The organism is Burkholderia sp. BE17, assembly GCF_009362305.1.
GTDB classification, from domain to species: Bacteria; Pseudomonadota; Gammaproteobacteria; order Burkholderiales; family Burkholderiaceae; genus Burkholderia; species Burkholderia pyrrocinia_C.
This window is the reverse complement of record NZ_WHNU01000001.1, coordinates 37,047-52,335: the sequence shown is the minus strand read 5'-3', so window position 1 is coordinate 52,335 and position 15,289 is coordinate 37,047. Positions and strand designations below refer to the sequence as shown.

General features: G+C 56.8%; 21 protein-coding genes. 11 read left to right on the top strand and 10 right to left on the bottom strand.

Annotated features, from left to right (window positions below; genetic code table 11):
* Positions 1-245: 245 nt before the first annotated feature.
* Positions 246-1,232, top strand: coding sequence for a restriction endonuclease (locus GD429_RS00235; protein ID WP_152855178.1), 987 nt, complete (start codon positions 246-248; stop codon positions 1,230-1,232).
* Between the two features lie 55 nt (positions 1,233-1,287).
* On the opposite strand, the gene GD429_RS00230 is transcribed toward GD429_RS00235, so the two are convergent.
* The 4 genes from GD429_RS00230 to GD429_RS40205 form a co-directional block, all read right to left on the bottom strand.
* Positions 1,288-1,620: a hypothetical protein gene (locus GD429_RS00230; protein ID WP_152855177.1), complete on the bottom strand. Its 333-nt coding sequence runs from the start codon at positions 1,618-1,620 to the stop codon at positions 1,288-1,290.
* A gap of 209 nt (positions 1,621-1,829) precedes the next feature.
* Entirely contained in the window at positions 1,830-2,189 is a 360-nt protein-coding gene (locus tag GD429_RS00225) for a hypothetical protein (protein WP_152855176.1), read from the bottom strand.
* 42 nt (positions 2,190-2,231) lie between these two features.
* Complete coding sequence (locus GD429_RS00220) at positions 2,232-2,600, bottom strand: hypothetical protein (RefSeq protein WP_152855175.1); 369 nt, start codon at positions 2,598-2,600, stop codon at positions 2,232-2,234.
* Positions 2,601-2,688: 88 nt separating this feature from the next.
* Positions 2,689-2,850 (bottom strand): hypothetical protein, encoded by a 162-nt coding sequence (locus GD429_RS40205; RefSeq protein WP_193727031.1) that lies wholly within the window; start codon positions 2,848-2,850, stop codon positions 2,689-2,691.
* A gap of 249 nt (positions 2,851-3,099) precedes the next feature.
* Between GD429_RS40205 and GD429_RS00215 the strand changes: the two genes are divergently transcribed.
* Positions 3,100-3,441 (top strand): helix-turn-helix domain-containing protein, encoded by a 342-nt coding sequence (locus tag GD429_RS00215; protein ID WP_152855174.1) that lies wholly within the window; start codon positions 3,100-3,102, stop codon positions 3,439-3,441.
* Positions 3,442-3,864: 423 nt separating this feature from the next.
* On the opposite strand, the gene GD429_RS00210 is transcribed toward GD429_RS00215, so the two are convergent.
* Positions 3,865-4,191 (bottom strand): hypothetical protein, encoded by a 327-nt coding sequence (locus GD429_RS00210; protein ID WP_121862498.1) that lies wholly within the window; start codon positions 4,189-4,191, stop codon positions 3,865-3,867.
* A 463-nt stretch (positions 4,192-4,654) separates the two neighbouring features.
* Here GD429_RS00210 and GD429_RS00205 point away from each other — a divergent pair, with 463 nt between their 5' ends.
* The 9 genes from GD429_RS00205 to GD429_RS00165 all read left to right on the top strand — a co-directional run bounded on the left by GD429_RS00205 (position 4,655) and on the right by GD429_RS00165 (position 11,157).
* The gene (locus GD429_RS00205; protein WP_152855173.1) at positions 4,655-5,257 is read left to right on the top strand and encodes a hypothetical protein; all 603 of its coding nucleotides are present in this window, start codon (positions 4,655-4,657) and stop codon (positions 5,255-5,257) included.
* 118 nt (positions 5,258-5,375) lie between these two features.
* Entirely contained in the window at positions 5,376-5,681 is a 306-nt protein-coding gene (locus GD429_RS00200) for a DUF6881 domain-containing protein (RefSeq protein ID WP_152855172.1), read from the top strand.
* Positions 5,682-6,475: 794 nt separating this feature from the next.
* Entirely contained in the window at positions 6,476-7,021 is a 546-nt protein-coding gene (locus tag GD429_RS00195) for a hypothetical protein (RefSeq protein ID WP_152855171.1), read from the top strand.
* A 103-nt stretch (positions 7,022-7,124) separates the two neighbouring features.
* Positions 7,125-7,466, top strand: coding sequence for a hypothetical protein (locus GD429_RS00190; RefSeq protein ID WP_152855170.1), 342 nt, complete (start codon positions 7,125-7,127; stop codon positions 7,464-7,466).
* Positions 7,467-7,647: 181 nt separating this feature from the next.
* On the top strand, positions 7,648-8,283 hold the full coding sequence (locus GD429_RS00185; protein ID WP_152855169.1) for a hypothetical protein: 636 nt from the start codon (positions 7,648-7,650) through the stop codon (positions 8,281-8,283).
* A 355-nt stretch (positions 8,284-8,638) separates the two neighbouring features.
* Positions 8,639-8,869, top strand: coding sequence for a hypothetical protein (locus GD429_RS00180; RefSeq protein WP_152855168.1), 231 nt, complete (start codon positions 8,639-8,641; stop codon positions 8,867-8,869).
* 161 nt (positions 8,870-9,030) lie between these two features.
* Positions 9,031-9,435, top strand: a complete 405-nt coding sequence (locus GD429_RS00175) for a hypothetical protein (protein WP_227791511.1) — start codon at positions 9,031-9,033, stop codon at positions 9,433-9,435.
* 209 nt (positions 9,436-9,644) lie between these two features.
* On the top strand, positions 9,645-10,091 hold the full coding sequence (locus GD429_RS00170; RefSeq protein ID WP_152855167.1) for a hypothetical protein: 447 nt from the start codon (positions 9,645-9,647) through the stop codon (positions 10,089-10,091).
* A 412-nt stretch (positions 10,092-10,503) separates the two neighbouring features.
* Positions 10,504-11,157, top strand: coding sequence for a tetratricopeptide repeat protein (locus tag GD429_RS00165; RefSeq protein ID WP_193727030.1), 654 nt, complete (start codon positions 10,504-10,506; stop codon positions 11,155-11,157).
* Between the two features lie 199 nt (positions 11,158-11,356).
* Here the strand turns inward: GD429_RS00165 and GD429_RS00160 are convergent, their stop codons facing one another.
* From GD429_RS00160 to GD429_RS00140, 5 genes are all read right to left on the bottom strand, one after another.
* On the bottom strand, positions 11,357-12,007 hold the full coding sequence (locus tag GD429_RS00160) for a hypothetical protein (protein ID WP_152855165.1): 651 nt from the start codon (positions 12,005-12,007) through the stop codon (positions 11,357-11,359).
* Between the two features lies 1 nt (position 12,008).
* On the bottom strand, positions 12,009-12,308 hold the full coding sequence (locus GD429_RS00155; RefSeq protein ID WP_321574298.1) for a hypothetical protein: 300 nt from the start codon (positions 12,306-12,308) through the stop codon (positions 12,009-12,011).
* A gap of 102 nt (positions 12,309-12,410) precedes the next feature.
* Positions 12,411-13,217, bottom strand: a complete 807-nt coding sequence (locus GD429_RS00150; protein WP_152855164.1) for a DUF4942 domain-containing protein — start codon at positions 13,215-13,217, stop codon at positions 12,411-12,413.
* Positions 13,218-13,278: 61 nt separating this feature from the next.
* Positions 13,279-14,361 carry a hypothetical protein gene (locus GD429_RS00145; RefSeq protein WP_152855163.1) on the bottom strand — a complete coding sequence of 361 codons (1,083 nt, stop codon included), beginning with the start codon at positions 14,359-14,361 and terminating at the stop codon, positions 13,279-13,281.
* The gene (locus tag GD429_RS00140; RefSeq protein WP_152855162.1) at positions 14,358-15,278 is read right to left on the bottom strand and encodes a phage capsid protein; all 921 of its coding nucleotides are present in this window, start codon (positions 15,276-15,278) and stop codon (positions 14,358-14,360) included. Before GD429_RS00140 ends, GD429_RS00145 begins: the two co-directional genes overlap by 4 nt.
* Positions 15,279-15,289: the final 11 nt, after the last annotated feature.

The window sequence follows — 15,289 nt, the reverse complement described above, 5'->3', positions numbered from 1 at the left end:
ACGATGTACAGGCGGATGGTACGTTAGGGGTCGAGACACTTCCATGCGCGCAGGCGCACTGTATCAAGCCAGAAGTGGTGAGTCGACTAGTTGAGCCGAAACTGACGTAAACGAGTGTAGCGCCGGTCTTCGTTTCAAAGTTGTTGGAAAGGAAGTCTCGGCCTGCGTTGAGGGGTGTTGTAGTATGCTGCGCTATCACAGTGCGCAAAACACTAGCGTTATCAGGCGCGGGGAGCTAGGCAAATATGGATTACTCAAAGCTTGGCTGGCAAGAGTTCGAGATGCTTTGTGCGCGCCTGCTACAAGGCTCCGGCTATACGCTCCAGCGGCAAAATGCCCGGAGCCAAGACATTGGAGTCGATTTCACGTTCATAGATTCATCGGGGGACTCGTGGATCGCTGAGGTCAAGCACTTTACACGACCGAGAACCGGAACAACGGTGCTTCGGCAAGCAGCTGTGCAACTCAACGCCGCTAAACAATTGACAGGTGCGCAAAACGGGCTTCTGATCGTTTCAATGCTGCTGCCGCAGAATCTTAAGAATGATATTGAGGCGCGTGAGGGTATATCCGTTTGGGACGCGCACCACCTGAATGAATTGCTAGCCGCTCGTCCGGAAATTGAGCAAGACTTCCGTTTACTTTTGGACGCTCAAGCCGTTTTTCGGCGTGGACTGGAGCAGCCCGCGCCGCTTGATCCGCGAGCGCAGGAGTTAATAGAACGATTGGAGTCCTTGCCGCCAGGAAGAGAGGTATTCCGGGAATATGAGGATCTTTGTGTTGAAATTCTAAACTACGCGTTCATTCCTCAACTGAGTGTTCCCTCCGTGCAGAGCAGGAGTGAGGATGGCCTCGATATTCGAGATGCGGTTTTTCCCATCAATAGCGATCATGCCTTCTGGCAAGAGATTAAGCGAATTTGCTCAACCCGTTTCATGGTTGCGGAGTTCAAAAATCACAGCGAGAGCGTTCGCCAGCGCGAAGTTGAATCTCTTCAGCAGTATCTGTACTCAAAGGCCATGCGCACATTCGGAGTGTTGTGCAGCAGAAATCAACCGTCTGAATCGGCGCTCCTGGCCCGTCGACGCGCATGGGTGGAGACGGACAAGCTTATATTGTTGTTATCTGATGAGGAACTCAAGGATCTGGTTCGTGCAAAGTCATATGGAGAGAAGCTGACCGACGTTCTAGATGCCCAATTGCAGGAATTCTTTCTGCGGTTGGCACCCTAAAACTGGTACCACGCAATGTTTCAGTACGGCCTTGGCACGCCGCTGAGCTCCAACGCTATTCGCCGATATAGAAACCTGACTGTCGGATGACGTCAAGCAGTGCTGATGCCGGTACTGCATCGAACGCAACTTCAGCTAGCAGTCGCGTACGTTGGGTGCGGGTGCCGGTGGTCAGCTTTCCGCGCAACGCCGCTGACTGCATAAATCCGTGCTGCGTGGCGAGCGCGAGCAGCGCATCGAGCAGTTCGAGTGCGTTTTCGCGCCCCCATGGTGGTACCTCGCTCGCGCACGCCGTTTTACCTGTCAGTAAGAGCAGCGTAGCAGCAGCGACATGGAGAGGTCCATCGGAAGACAGATCGCTTCGTTGTGAATCCATTGATTCGGGCATTGTAGGTATCGTTGTGCCTGGATTACGGCAACGTCGTCGCCGAGATTTGTGCATTCAAGAATTAGGTGGCTCACGTTGGGACACGTTTCGGATGCGGCCTCTGGAAGAGGCTAGCGGGACTGACGAAACTCACCTGCTTTGGCAAAAAAAATCGACATAGAGGAGAGCGAGCGTAATGCTCGTTCTCCTCGGTTATGTCTTGCTATGGATTACATCGGCGCGATGTTGTACTTCGCCATGATTTTCTCGATCTCGTTGTTGCGGTTGCTGGACATGTTCCAAAAGCACTCGGTTTCCGAACATTCGCTCTTGACCTCAGCGACCCACTTTTTGTGGGCTTTCAAGATGCTCTCCTTTTCCGAATCGGAAACACGGTCGGATGCCAGCAGGCGTTCGGTGTTGCCTTTCACGCGCAACATACTGCCTCGCATTCCGTATTCGAGACACTGGTCTCGCTCATACTGGCTGCGCTTCATGTTGCAGATATCGCTGGCTCGAAACTGGGTTTGGGCCTGGGTGGCGAACATCGTGAACGCGAGGGCGGTGACCGAGAAGAGGAATTTACGCATGGTGTTGTTTCCTTTAGAAGTGACGGCAGATAGCCCGGTGCTTCAATTCAGTCGTTTGTCGGGAACACCAAATTTCGACGTTTGCTTGTAGGTGAAATCCTTGAACATCTGGATCTGCTGGATGTAGCAAGTGTTTTCCGGATAGCCGAGTTCGTCCTTGCGGCAGCGCGCATTGGCATCGTTCGAAATGGCTTGATGCTTTTCTTCTACAGCATGCTTCACATTGGCCGGAACCTTCTTCGACTCCTGCACCGCGAAAGCGTACTCTTCGGCTTCGCGTTGGTAATCGCCAATCAAATTCGACCAGCAGTCCATCCGCTGGTTTTTAGTCGGCATGGAGTCGCAAGTGGAGACTGCAAAAGAGCTGGAAGTCGAGAGAGCGAGAGCAATGGTGAGAATATAGGCGCGCATGAGAGTCCTCCTTGAAAAAGCGCCACAGAGAGCGCGGTTTAAACCTCTCTCTGTAAGGTTGTGAATTGGGTTGTGCGGGTTGTGGGAATCAGGGGATCTTCAGATCGTTGCGCCAGCCTCGAAATCCCGCATCAAACGTATCCTTCACGTTGGCCTGTTCCTCTTTAAGTGACGCTTGCTTGGGTGAATCCAGCAGCGAGTGTTGCCGGGCCTTGCGAATAAAAAAGCCGACCGGCGAACCGGTCAGCAAAAGGTCCTGGCTATCCGAGGGCTATCGTGCCTTGCCAGAACCGGGCACAACATCGTCTGTCGAGCTTCTTGGTGACCACTGTCGGAATGTAGTGTTTACTCGACAATAGGGGATGCAACAAGGTCCACCCTGATCGGGTATGGCCGGTCCAGCCCCCCATATCGAGGGCCATCAGGCCGACTGGAATGTAGAGTATATACGACTATACTTGATGAGTTTACAGCGTCGTTAATCAGTCGACGGGCGGGCATGCTGCACGCCATGACTACGAGGCGCTCTACCACCCCTGCTGCACGACCGGCCCCGATCTCGATTGCCCTAGGCAAGCGGATCAAGGAGTGCCGTCATGCAGCCGAGAAATCTCAGGAAACGCTCGCGTTCGAGGCGCACGTTGACCGGACGTACGTCTCATCGATCGAACGGGGCATTGCCAATCCATCTGTCGAGACACTGGCGAACATCTGCTATTCGCTGAACGTGACGTTGGCCGAGCTGTTCGCGCCGCTGGACGGTGTGTCGCTGAAGCCGACCGGCGAACGTCGTGCGAACGCGGCGACACCGCCTGAGATTAAGCGTCAGCGATTGCGCTGATTAAGAGGGGAACGTTTACAGTCCCTGTCGGATCGCATTTCGATGCGTCATGCGCAGATCGGTCGCTTGCCGGCCAAGTGCAGTCATTCGCCTTCATGCTCGAACGGACATTCAAACGGCCGATTGGCATAAAACTGCGGTCGTGCGCAGACCTGTTACCCCTAGGCGGTCTTCCGCCAAAGAAGGTCGGGAATTGCATGTATGCGCTTGCAGGAGCGCGGCGCCCCAGAGTTGGGCAGACTTGCAGCTCGTCGTTCCACGAGTACTCCTGCTCGCACCCGCCAAACGTCTTGACTTACATCGGGTTCGAAGCGGGGGAAGAACCGCTTGAAATATGGATCGAGGGCGGCGGAGATCAGCGCGAATGTCCCCGCCGCAGGTCGCTCACGCGCGCGGTGACCACTCACATGACGCGAAATGAAATTAATGTAGCTGCTTCTTTAGATCTTGCAGTTCAGCGTGGACCGAACTGACTGCCTTCTTGATCTTGGCATTGATATTGGCACCGCGTTCGCACGCTTTTTCCGCGCTGTTGCCGATCCGCTCAAGATCGTCCACCCATTGGCGCATGCGATCCTGATCTTTCGAAGCCATCACTTTCTTTGCCGACGCGGACTGTTGATCTAGCTGATCAACGCACTCGACGAGGTCCTTGGGGAGAGTGGCGTCTGCATGGCAGGTTTGCGAAGCCTGCTCGATGGATTGCTGCAGGTGCGTGAAACGCTTCTGGATTTCGCTGGCTTGCATCATGGTGACACTCCTTTGTGAAAGCGTGTCTGACATTCTAAAACGAGCCTGGCGCACTTGCGGTGTACTGCTCTGGCGCCAATGTTGCCACCTCCGTGCGCTTGAGCCAGCCGGCATGCAGCGTCGGTGCTCTGGCGCCGGTCGAAGGGTGGCAGACTTCCAGTATAGGCGTTGCCGCTCATCACGCAGGCACGGTGCCGAACGTCTGTTCCAGCTGAGCTGCTGTCCTTTAGATGCCTGTTTGGATGGCCGGACCGCTCGGTTAGGTGCCCCTGAAAGCCCGACCCGGCGACCGGCGGCAGTGGGTCGGCAACCGCCGGCCGCATCCGTCGGTTGGCGGCTGCGGATTCAACCGGTCGATGCAACACACTAGAATCTGCCCGGTGCAGGTTTGTTTTGACATTCCCTGACGAGCGCTTCGGTCGGTCCAAGTGTAGGATTCGGTGTTCTGTTCGGCGACGGTTGTGTGCGAAAAATACTCAATATGCTCTCCTCTCGACGCGGAATCGATCACGCGACTGCAAACGTCGAGGCTGATGTTCTGAATGCTGCAATCTGTTCGGTCGCAATACTTGTCGACGACCGGGTGGCGTTTGACATGCGGGCGACCGTGGTCGGCCGGCAGGTAACTCCGGGCGCTATTGACATGCTGGTCTCCCGACTCCACACGCCGACGACCCCGATACCGGAAGCGTTCGAACCCAATGTGCGAGGTCTTGGTGCATGGCTGACCGCTTGGCAATTCGCCGTCTTCGAGATTCTGCTCCAGTTCCGAGAGTCTGCGCTTGGCGTCCTTCGTGAAATCGCTTGGGGCGAATACGACTGGACGCAAGGTAACGCCCTCGAGATATTGGTTCGCTTGGCAGCGAAGGGGGTCGGACGGGGGCACACGATCGCGGATCTCCATCGTGAATTCAGCCGTGTTTCCGATGAAGCAAAGCGGTATGCCGTAGGCCCACTATTGCATCGCGCGAAGTTCGAACCGGAAGTCGCCGCAATTGTGAGCGAATTGCATAGCGTCCCAGACTGGTGCGAGGTGGTGCGCGAGATAGAAGGGAGTTGCCGCTAAAGAAAGCGCATGCAAGCCATCTGAACGAAGTGCGACTATCCGCTTACAGCAGGTGTGGCCGGCCGAGTCGGGTCGACTACCGCCATCCGGCTGCTTTGGCGCGCATGGAAAAGGATCGATGAGAATTGACTGGATCGCAATCGACGTCCTATGGAAGCACGCTTTCGCCGCGGAGCCAATCCGCTTGGTTTCCGTGCTTGATCGGGATCGCAATGAGGTGCGCAAGCTCGAATTTTTCCGCGATGGCCGAGTGGGGTTTGCCGACGAAACGAGGTCGTCGCTAGGAACGGAGCTTGGAACAGTTCCGGTGCCCCCGTTGGTCGAGATCAACGTCGATCCGGAGTTCGAGGCGCAAGAGATAACGTTGGAAATATTCGAAGCGTTATGGATACGCCATGTGACACGTATCGACCACCTCGACTGAATTCGGCCATCTTGAGACAAGCAACGGAGTGCCGTAGATCGTTAACACCCATGAGCTGGCCCGGTATGCCGGCCAGCCCCACAGGGATGCTTGAGGTGTGATCGTTCGGCGCGTTGGGATCATCGACGATAAATCCATTGTCGCTCGAAACGACTCTTTGGCAATTGCCGCAGCGTCGGGCTTGATTTAAGAGGGGATGTCGAGGATGCATGGAAAGTCAGTATGGTTTTTTGCCGCGGCACTGATCGTAATGCAGAGTTGTTCTGCACTTACCGTTGACGAACTGACGCGTGGCCTGGACCAAGCACTTACGAGCAAAACGTCTTCTACTACACAACTTGCTGCCTACGTCACTGGCTACATCCATGGAGGCGCTGAATATGGACGTACGCTAGGGCTCGTCTGTGACGAGTCCAGGCTGCGTTCACCGAATGACGAGCTGAGAGCGGTCCGCGCTTACCTTGATGCTCATCCGGATCAATGGCTCGACGGCGCACAGTTATTGATTAATCGCGCGCTCATGTCGCCCAAGTGCAACCATTGATCGTGACATGTCGCAGTCTTTTGCGGCAATTTGACCGGCTGCAATCGGTCGGGTTCTGGCACGAGGACGAGGATTGATGTCGAGTTGACTTTTGGTTCGGTCACGTCCGCCGCAGATCGGCCAAAACCGGCCAGTCGCCCCCTTGGGGCAAAATTGATAAAAGTTTCGCTGTCGCTGCGGGCGTTTAATTTTGGGAGCCCGCAGGCAGTGGTGCCAAAAAAAGTGCGGAAACTATATGCAGAGACTAGAGATGAGAAAAATGTTGGTCCGAGGGACGACTGTAATCGCACTTGCCGCTGTGTCCTCCAGTTCATTCGCACATGCGGCTATCGCTTTTGACCCGTTACCTGCCACCATGCCGATTGGTGAACCGACGCAGGCATTTCTCCGTGCTCTGGAAGAGAAGGGTGTCAAGGTATCGGTTCACCCGCAGGACTCCGCAAGCTTTGATGTCTCGTACACCACCGATAGCCGCACTTACACGGGGTCAATCACTGAACGTAAAGGCAAGGTGGCCTACTACGGCTTCGGCCTTGAACCCCTGCGCATCTATCCGGCCACGGTGGCTGCGTTGCTCCAACGGTATGGCAACCCGATAGTCACGGTAAAAAAAGGCGAAACAAGAAACGGAGATTTTCGATACATCGAATTCCGCTGGCAGATTGGCGAGGACGCAATAGAGCTGGACCAACTGCCCTCTTCGTACTTCAAGGAAGACGCTGGCACTGGGGAGTACGTCTACCACCTGTCCATCTCGCCAAAATGCGTGTTCGACTTCGTGTGTGCGAAGAAATAGCGTGCCCTAAACGCCATGCGAACCGAGCACCGATAGCGACTTTGCTGCTGCAGTCCTTTCAAACGTACCGACCACGTTCAATGAGGGGAGCCGTGAGACCCACATGAGTTTCGACATCGTTATCTTGAAGCCGACGGAAAGCGATGTGAACGGTTTGACCAGCGTCCACGACGTAAGCCCTATTGGCACTCTTGAAACCGTTCTTCGCGAGTGCGACAGCGTCTTTCCCGGTGCTACCGGGGGCGTCCATTTGAAGGGCGAAAATTTCGCATTGGAATTTTCGACTGCAGGGGACCCAGTGACGTCTGTCCACGTGGCGCTGCGGTTTGGTACAGCTTGGTCTGATGAGACCTATGCTCTGTTTATCGAACATCTCACGAGACTCTGCCGCAATCTTGGCAGCGTCGCTTTTGCGGTGTCGGACAACTCACGGCTGGCTCCCTAGCCACTGGATGTAGTGCTGCTAACGGCCAGAAGCGGACGGTCGACGTCACCGCCAAGATTTTCGACAATATGTGCTGCCACTAAAGCTTGGGGCATCAGTCGCGCCATATCGACTAATAAAGATGGTTGGAAAGAAGTCGTTGTCGATGTGAACTTTCAACAAAAAATTTTAGGATCTGCAAATGGGCGTAGCGCTTTCCGGAATTGCTTATCGTACTGAGATTCCGAGTGACGAGACCACGAAACTTGTTTCCCAATTGTTTACTCGAAATTTTGAAAAAATAGAGGCGCCGGATGTCGGCGAATTCGACATAAGAAATCGAGGCGATGTCATGGTCCAGTTTTTTGGCGACATCTGCTTTGTCTATAGCGACGAGCTTGCTTGGGGAATCTTGGCAGATACCTCAATTAACGTCGAGCCGCTGATTTCAGCGATTGGAAAACCTGACCTTCTCCTCGCGTTTTGTCAGTATGAATCGGGAGGTAGCTATGGCTATGCGTTTTTTGAGCACGGGACGCGGACGCGCTCCAGACTTCAAACCACCGACGTCCCCAGTTTGCCGCCGATACTTGAGGTAGGCGCGCCGATGGACTTTGAGGTGCGTTGGCTTTCCGCTCCCACGTACTTCGAAGAAGACGATTGTCCGCGCGATGAGTGGCAAAAGATTTATATCGGAGACAATGGCAAATTGCGCGTGCCAGAATACTATCTGACCGAGCGCTTGCTCTATGAAGCATTGGTCGCGAACTTTGGCATTTGCCCTTGGGAAACCGATCGCTCTCCAGAAACGTTTTTCTTCAGAGTATCGCCAGCATAGTGTCCCGTTACGTCTTGATGAACGTGGCGGGCCGATTCCGCGCAGCGTTCCGGCGCCAGCGGGAAGTCAAGGGACTAAACTCCCCCACAAGTTCTCCTGGCGAGAGTGTCGTCGGCGCACCTCAAATGACCGCTTTCGAGAACGCTAAAGGACCGCTCCGGGAGCGGCCGGTTGCATTCGTCGCCAACCCGCGCGGTCCGACCCGTCGTGGTCGCCCGGATAATTCCGAGAAAAAAGGAAAGAGATGCCTCTTTTGTGTGGTCCTAAGAACTCGCGCTATGCATATACTGGTAGCTTATGTCCACATACCGACTTGGCACTAAAGGTCGATGCGTCGACCCTTGGCGATGCACTCATGCAATATGAAATTCATTTTGGTGTTCGAATCACAGCTCACATTGACGCTCAAGACGCAGCAGAAAAATTCGGTGACAAATACTTCCACTACATCGACGAAGCGAGCGGCGAGGACAAGTTGGTCGATATCCACGTGTTTCGGGGGAGCGCGGAGCTGTGTCCTAAGCAAAATCTCGATTTCGCCCTTGAAAGCGGAGACATAGTCGAGCTTGGCCCGCTCCTCTGCTGATCTCTTGTTCGGAGTCTTCAGACTGAAAGGCACTCGCCGGGGCCAACCCGCTAGAGTATGCTTTGGGTCGTGTCGCATCGCGCGGCTGCCCGACGTGTTCGTCGCGCTCTTTCATCGGGCGCTAGCCGGCCATGAGCGGCCAGTCGACGGCGAGGTCAGGATTGCCCACACTGTCCGTCCAGTATTGGATCATTCGCTACTGGACGTTTAAAGAACATCGTTTCCAGTGCGATAATCGACATATCGCCGTAATCAATTCCCTACCTACGATGCCGTCAACCTTAATGATCCATCCGACAATACCGGAGCGGCGCGTGAAGCGCGGTTTCAACTGGTCCGCCCTGATATTCGGCACAATCTGGGCATACTCCGAAGGGTTGGTTGTTCAAGGAGGGCGGATGGCCGCTGTCGATGCTGCCTCCGGTCTTCTCTGTTCCTCCGGCCGTCCAACCTTTTTGATTGCGGCTTTGATACTCTTCATGGCAAAGAACATCTACAGTGCTCGCCATGGCAGCGCCTGGGTACATCAGCGATTGTTGAATCAAGGCTACCGAGCGCTCCAGTAGTCATACATTCGACGTGCGGCGACGAGCCCTGATTTGAAGCGCCGTTCGGGGTTATCGTAGTTGTCCGCTTCGGGTCGGCTACCGCCGAACGCGTCGGGCGGCATCCGGCCACTTTCGATCATTCGACATCTCAGGCTAGATCGTCGACAATCGGTTCGGGGGCTGTTCTGGCCCTTGATGAATTGTGGCGACCTGCGAACAGGATAACTATGAATCAATTATTGCTCGATGATATTTCCGACGAGCTATTCGGTGGCAGTTTAAATTACTGCGTGTTTCTCAAGGTCTGTACCGTTGCGCTTACCGAACCGACTCAAACTGCCGATATAGTCTCGGCAGCGCTCGGAAAGGGTGTAATTGCAATTGATTTTGTCGAGAAAGGTGTTGAGTCAGTCATTGAAACGGTAAAATCCAGTCTCCTTTACGCAGGAGACCATGCTGCTGGGCCATCGAAGGAAGCGATCGAATCGGATGTTCTGGCGGGAATGCTCGAAAAGCTGGTGTCCGACTTACGACTTACAATATCGCAGACGATAAAGGTCGAGGCGTTCACGCTAGAAGAGGGGCACCCCTTCTATCCGGTTTTCTGGGACTTTGCTTTCCTGTTCCGAGCGGCTTCGAAAGCCACGATTTTCATCGGAGCCAGCTCAGATTGATTTTGCCGTGCCGAACAATCAGTGGCCGCAAATTCCACCTGCTCCCGCCGAACGTCAGCGCTAAGGTTTCGTGGAGGACCGAAATGGGTACGCTACGGCCAACCGCGTTGGGCAGTAGTCGGCCACTTTCGGACGTTCGACGTCGAGGCTAAGATGGTCGACAATCACGCTCATCGTCGAGTGCGTTCACGAACTGGAACGCCTTGATTTGAGTGCTTGTATCGATACGACTTACATAGACCCGGTTCCTCCGCTTGGCAGATACGGTATGCAATTTCGCGTGACTAAAACCTGTATTAACCTCATTGCCGTGTGGACCTCTTGCCTCCTCGCAGCTCAATGCCCATCTGCATCAGCTCAGACAGTTTCCGTCAGTTCTTCTGATGGAGGCCGAGACTCTGGTTCGGTTGCGGTGAAGCAGCGAGTCGACCCAGTTTGTGCGGCAAGCACAGCGACGATTGCCAGTTTCGAGAACGTCAAAGACGTCGCTATGAAAGGTGATCCGACAGCGCAACACAACCTCGGTGTCATCTACTGGTGCGGAATTGGCGTGAAGCGCGACTTTGTCGAAGCCGCAGCTTGGTACCACAAGGCGGCCGAACAGGGCTATGGACACTCGCAGTTCAATCTGGCCGAGATGTACCTCCATGGATACGGCGTCCAACGTGACGAGGTAACGGCTACGTACTGGCTCCGCAAAGCGGCCGATCAAGGTCAGGCTATGGCCCAGTCGGAACTAGGCAATCTGTACTTCCTCGGAATCGGTGTGCACGAAGACGACGCTCAGGCGGCGACATGGCTTCGCAAAGCGGCCATACAAGGCGATGAGAGTGCTCAAACAAAGCTGGGTTTGATGCTAAAAAATGGCTTCGGCGTTCCGCAAAATCTGATTGCGGCATATGCCTGGCTAAAGATTGCTGAAACTACGCATCCTGGATCGGTAGTCGGGCTTCTGGGCTATCGTCCGGAACTGTCCGACGACTCACTGTCGACTGCCGAGGAAATCGCACGGAACTGGAGAGTCGGAACGTTGGTGCCGGAGGACGTGAGGCCAACGAGGCCGTAGTTGAACGCCTCCCAACGTCGCTTTTTGAAGTTGGGCAGAATTGCTCGTTTGAAGGTCCGTTGTGCGGGACGCTGAATGACCCAAGCGGGTCGATTTCAGAAATTCGACCGACTTTCAGATCGGCTTTCCGACTGAGTGCAGGCGTTTTGTCGTCGTTGAACGGAGAGCGTCGCGTGAACACGGCGACGCCACCCCAGAATCAAGTTCCAGCAGCTGTGCGGATGGCAGAAGGATTGACGATGCGGATGGACAAGGCTCCCACGAGGCTGACAGCCCGTGCGGCGGACGGTGATCGATGGCAGAACAGGTCGCTGTCGTGTATATCGAGACGGGCGTTGAATCCTGCCAGTCCTGGCGTATCGCCAGACGGATCGAGCAACAGCAGTGCATCGGGTTCGAAGGCTCGCCCGCTCTGGCGCCCCTCGATCCCTACGACCAGCGCGGCTCGCCGCTTCACTAGGTGGCGCTGTTTCCAACCGACGACGACGGGCCAACCCCCTTGCAGCTCGCGTTCCGCAAATCGCAACAGCCCCATGCCGGACGCCGTGCAGGTCGCCGGTCGCAAACCGAGATTCAGGTTGGCGACAAAATCCGCCAACTCCTCGAGCGCCAGCCCTGTCAGGTAATGCGGCCACGCGTCATCCCACACAATCTGTTCGGGGCCGAATGGGTGATATGGCAGATAGACCGGATCAGCCAGCTTGCCGAGCAGTCCGAGCGCCATCGCAACGCAATGGAGCGTACTTCCACCGTCCCAATGCCCTTGTCGGCTGAAGAGAGGATTGCCCGATTCGGCGAGAGCAGGTTGCTGGCCGAGCCGGATGCCTGGATGAAATTTCTGGATCAACATGTCAGTAGTCGCCTGGCAACAGGAATGTGGTCGAGGAGCGGTCCCACTCGGTGATGACCCAGACGGTTTGCCCGCCGGGAAGAACGTAGCAGGACAGCAGGCGTAGCCCTGCGTCGATCGACAACTCGTTTTGCTGGCGATCGGATTCGGAGAGGTCGCCCCAGTCGCCACGAACGTGACGGATCAGCAGATCGATAATCGAGACACGCGCGTCGTCAAGGGCTTCCAGTGCAGCCGGCGTCGCGAAGATCTGGCCGAGCTTGAAGCGCGGACCGGCGTGGTGGGTGGAGGTTAGATTCACAACAGACTCCGGGTAATGGACGAGCACGGGCCTCCGGATGAACCGGATACCGATTTCGCTGAATTGAAGGGGGAAAGACGAGACGCAGGACGCGTCCCGGCACTACCGCGCCTCGGATGCGAGCGCGTGCGGGTAATGCTTCGCGAGGATCTTGTTCATTTGGTCGACCAGATCGGCGCGCTTGAAGGTGAGATGGCCGTTCCCGTTTTTGAACCAGCGCAGGTGGAAGTAGTCGTGCTCAGCTTCGCTGCGACGATCCTGCCTGGTGCCAGAAACGAGGCTGTACGCGCCGAGCCGATGGTCCGGCTCGGGCTTGCCATCGAGGATGCAAAAGACCCGAATCAGGTCGTCCAGTTCGTTGGTGACGCGGAAATTCGGGGAACCGGAACTGAGCAGGTATCGCACGATGATGCGTTTACCGAACTTGAACGGCTGATTGGTCTTGTAGTCCCACGACAGTCGCCGGAAGCACTGCAACACGCCGCGCTCGAACATGTCGCCGCGCGCGCCGTAGAGCTGTGCGAAGGTTGCTTCGATGTTGGCGGTGGTCAATTCAGGCACGTCGCCTTCGGCAATCTGATTGCTCCATTGTTCGCGGGCTTTCGCGTCCATGAAGGTACGTAAGCCCGATTCCGACAGCAGGTAATCCCAGCCGCGTATGTCGACTATGCGGACGATCGCGGCTTCGGCTTCGTCGCGTTTCGCGTAGTCCCCGGTCACGGTCGGTCGACCACGACAGCCGTAGCTTTCATCAAGGACGAGCCGGGGGAAGCCGAGATGTGCAGCTTTGGCCAGCTGTTGGGCTTCGCCGAGCAGGTCGAGCGCGGCGCGCACGCGTTCGATGACGGCGACGCGCTGGTTGGCGAGGTTCACGATGCTGATGCTTGGAACGAGTTCGGTCGAGTCCATGGCGCATGACAGAAATGAAGTGGAATGAGTGACAAGCAAAAGCCGGGCGCGAGGCCCGGCTCTATGCCACTGAGATGTGTTCGGTGAGCTGACGGCGCAGCTCCGCCGCGCGTGATTGCGAACAGCCAAAATGGCGGCGTATATCCGCGACTGTGGGGCGGACGAGGCCGGCCGCGACATCTCGGATGAGTCGAGAGAGGTGGTCGTCGGCGGGAGCCGTCGCCGGTAACGACGTGACCGGGGCGTCGCGTGGCGCATGACCGCCGGTCGTCCGGTCGTGACTCGGCGTTACGGAATTGCGACTAACGGTCTCGTCGTCGTGACTCGCCGTGACGGGCATGACTACCGGCTGAGTCATGTCAGCCGTTTCCGTGACTGGCGCGACGGCAAACGGAGTCACGGCTGGCGTTGCCGTGGCTGCTGACGGCGAAACGGTAGTTACGACGGGTAACGGCTTCGGTAACGGCAACCGAAGCGCGACGGTCCACAACAGACAGGCGACGCCTTCGAGCACAGCGGCGAATGCAAGCCCGGTCAGCAGATCGATCTTGGTCGCGGTCGTACTGAGTAACGCGGCGAGTCGCGACGTGACTGGATCGACGCGTAACGCGTCGCGTTGTACCGCGACTCGATCCGCAGCGGCCTGCTGGCGCCGCACCTCATCGGCTTCGGCGTTCCGCGCATCGAGTCGCGCACCGAGCGCCGTTCGGCGCGCGTCCAGCGTTGCGCAATTGCCGACGCAGTAACGAGCGTTCGCCGTGGCAAGTTGCGCCGAGATACTCGCGCGCTCTGCCATGACAGCCGTCAGGCTACGCGACGGCGTCGGTGTCGGGACTGTCACCGCCGCCGCGCGATGTTCCCCGGCATGCTGCTGTGCCATTACGAAGAACTGCGCGTGACCGAAACAAGCCGTCGCCAGACACGCGCCCCATAACACGCTACCTATACAGCGGACAACGATCGGCGTGTCCCGGAGGAGTGCGGGTAACAGGTGCGCGCTCGAGACGAGCACCAGGCCAATCGCGACCCAGACGAGCCGCTCGGGGAGCGATCCGCCGCGCTGCCAGCCGGCGAGCACCGACAGGCAGAGCGCAGTGGAGGTCGCGCCGGTCGCCAGGGCGAGCGCCAAGCGACGCGAACTCATGCCGCTTTGCCGCCGAGCAGCACGGCCTTGCGTTCGAGCTTGTCCCGCAGTGTTGACGGAGGCGTTCCGGTCGTCTCACCGGCGCCTCCATCCTCAGCACGCTGACGATTTGGCATCGGCTCGGGATAGAACTCCTCTGCGACGGCCGCTTGTTCATCGGGACTATCCTCAAATGCCCCGTTGGCGAACCCGAGTCGCGCTGCGGCGTCGAGCGCTGCTTGATCGAATCCGGCTGCCCGACGGCGTGCATCCAGTTCCTTTGCCTCGATCAACGCTTGTTCGAGCTTGCTCCCTGAACGTACACCTAGGTCGACGTAGTAGATGGCGGACCGAAAGCTTTGTGTGGTCGACTTCCCACGCAGCTTCAGTTCCAGCGGGAGGCAGGCGAGCAGATTGCCCGATACGGCACGGAAGTAGTGTAGACGGGCGGCCAGTGTTCGAATCGAATTGTAGGATGTCGTTCTCAGGATGAACGACCCCATCTCGTCGTCGTCACCGATGATCACGTTCAGCCGACCATACGGCTTGCAATTGCCCTGACGGCCGAACGTGCAGCCATCCGGCGAGGGGCAGGGCAGGGCCTCGATGCCGGCGTCCGTTACACGACGACACGTTTCGCCATTGCCGACGCACACGGGCCGTCCGGTGTCGCGGTCGAACAAGGAATATTCCGACCGGAGGTTCAGGTCCGGATCATTGAACAGCACACGGACTGGAATCGCGCGCAGCTTGCCAGCCGTCGCCTTGCGCAGCGCTTCGTTCAGCGGGTGTAGCATCCATTCGCCGTGCTGCTGTACTTGCGTCGTGAGCGTGAACTGATCGTCTTTCTCTGGGAGGCGTTTGCCGTTCTTCTCGACAATTTTTCCGATAGTAATGCGCCCGACGACCGGCGGCGTGATTGCGAGACCTTTGAGCATGATGGTCCTCA

Coding starts and splice junctions, on each gene's coding strand:
- GD429_RS00235 (WP_152855178.1), top strand. CDS start 246: ATGGATTACTCAAAGCTTGGCTGGCAAGAGTTCGAGATGCTTTGTGCG.
- GD429_RS00230 (WP_152855177.1), bottom strand. CDS start 1,620: ATGCCCGAATCAATGGATTCACAACGAAGCGATCTGTCTTCCGATGGA.
- GD429_RS00225 (WP_152855176.1), bottom strand. CDS start 2,189: ATGCGTAAATTCCTCTTCTCGGTCACCGCCCTCGCGTTCACGATGTTC.
- GD429_RS00220 (WP_152855175.1), bottom strand. CDS start 2,600: ATGCGCGCCTATATTCTCACCATTGCTCTCGCTCTCTCGACTTCCAGC.
- GD429_RS00215 (WP_152855174.1), top strand. CDS start 3,100: ATGCTGCACGCCATGACTACGAGGCGCTCTACCACCCCTGCTGCACGA.
- GD429_RS00210 (WP_121862498.1), bottom strand. CDS start 4,191: ATGATGCAAGCCAGCGAAATCCAGAAGCGTTTCACGCACCTGCAGCAA.
- GD429_RS00200 (WP_152855172.1), top strand. CDS start 5,376: ATGAGAATTGACTGGATCGCAATCGACGTCCTATGGAAGCACGCTTTC.
- GD429_RS00195 (WP_152855171.1), top strand. CDS start 6,476: ATGAGAAAAATGTTGGTCCGAGGGACGACTGTAATCGCACTTGCCGCT.
- GD429_RS00190 (WP_152855170.1), top strand. CDS start 7,125: ATGAGTTTCGACATCGTTATCTTGAAGCCGACGGAAAGCGATGTGAAC.
- GD429_RS00185 (WP_152855169.1), top strand. CDS start 7,648: ATGGGCGTAGCGCTTTCCGGAATTGCTTATCGTACTGAGATTCCGAGT.
- GD429_RS00180 (WP_152855168.1), top strand. CDS start 8,639: ATGCAATATGAAATTCATTTTGGTGTTCGAATCACAGCTCACATTGAC.
- GD429_RS00170 (WP_152855167.1), top strand. CDS start 9,645: ATGAATCAATTATTGCTCGATGATATTTCCGACGAGCTATTCGGTGGC.
- GD429_RS00160 (WP_152855165.1), bottom strand. CDS start 12,007: ATGTTGATCCAGAAATTTCATCCAGGCATCCGGCTCGGCCAGCAACCT.
- GD429_RS00150 (WP_152855164.1), bottom strand. CDS start 13,217: ATGGACTCGACCGAACTCGTTCCAAGCATCAGCATCGTGAACCTCGCC.
- GD429_RS00145 (WP_152855163.1), bottom strand. CDS start 14,361: ATGAGTTCGCGTCGCTTGGCGCTCGCCCTGGCGACCGGCGCGACCTCC.
- GD429_RS00140 (WP_152855162.1), bottom strand. CDS start 15,278: ATGCTCAAAGGTCTCGCAATCACGCCGCCGGTCGTCGGGCGCATTACT.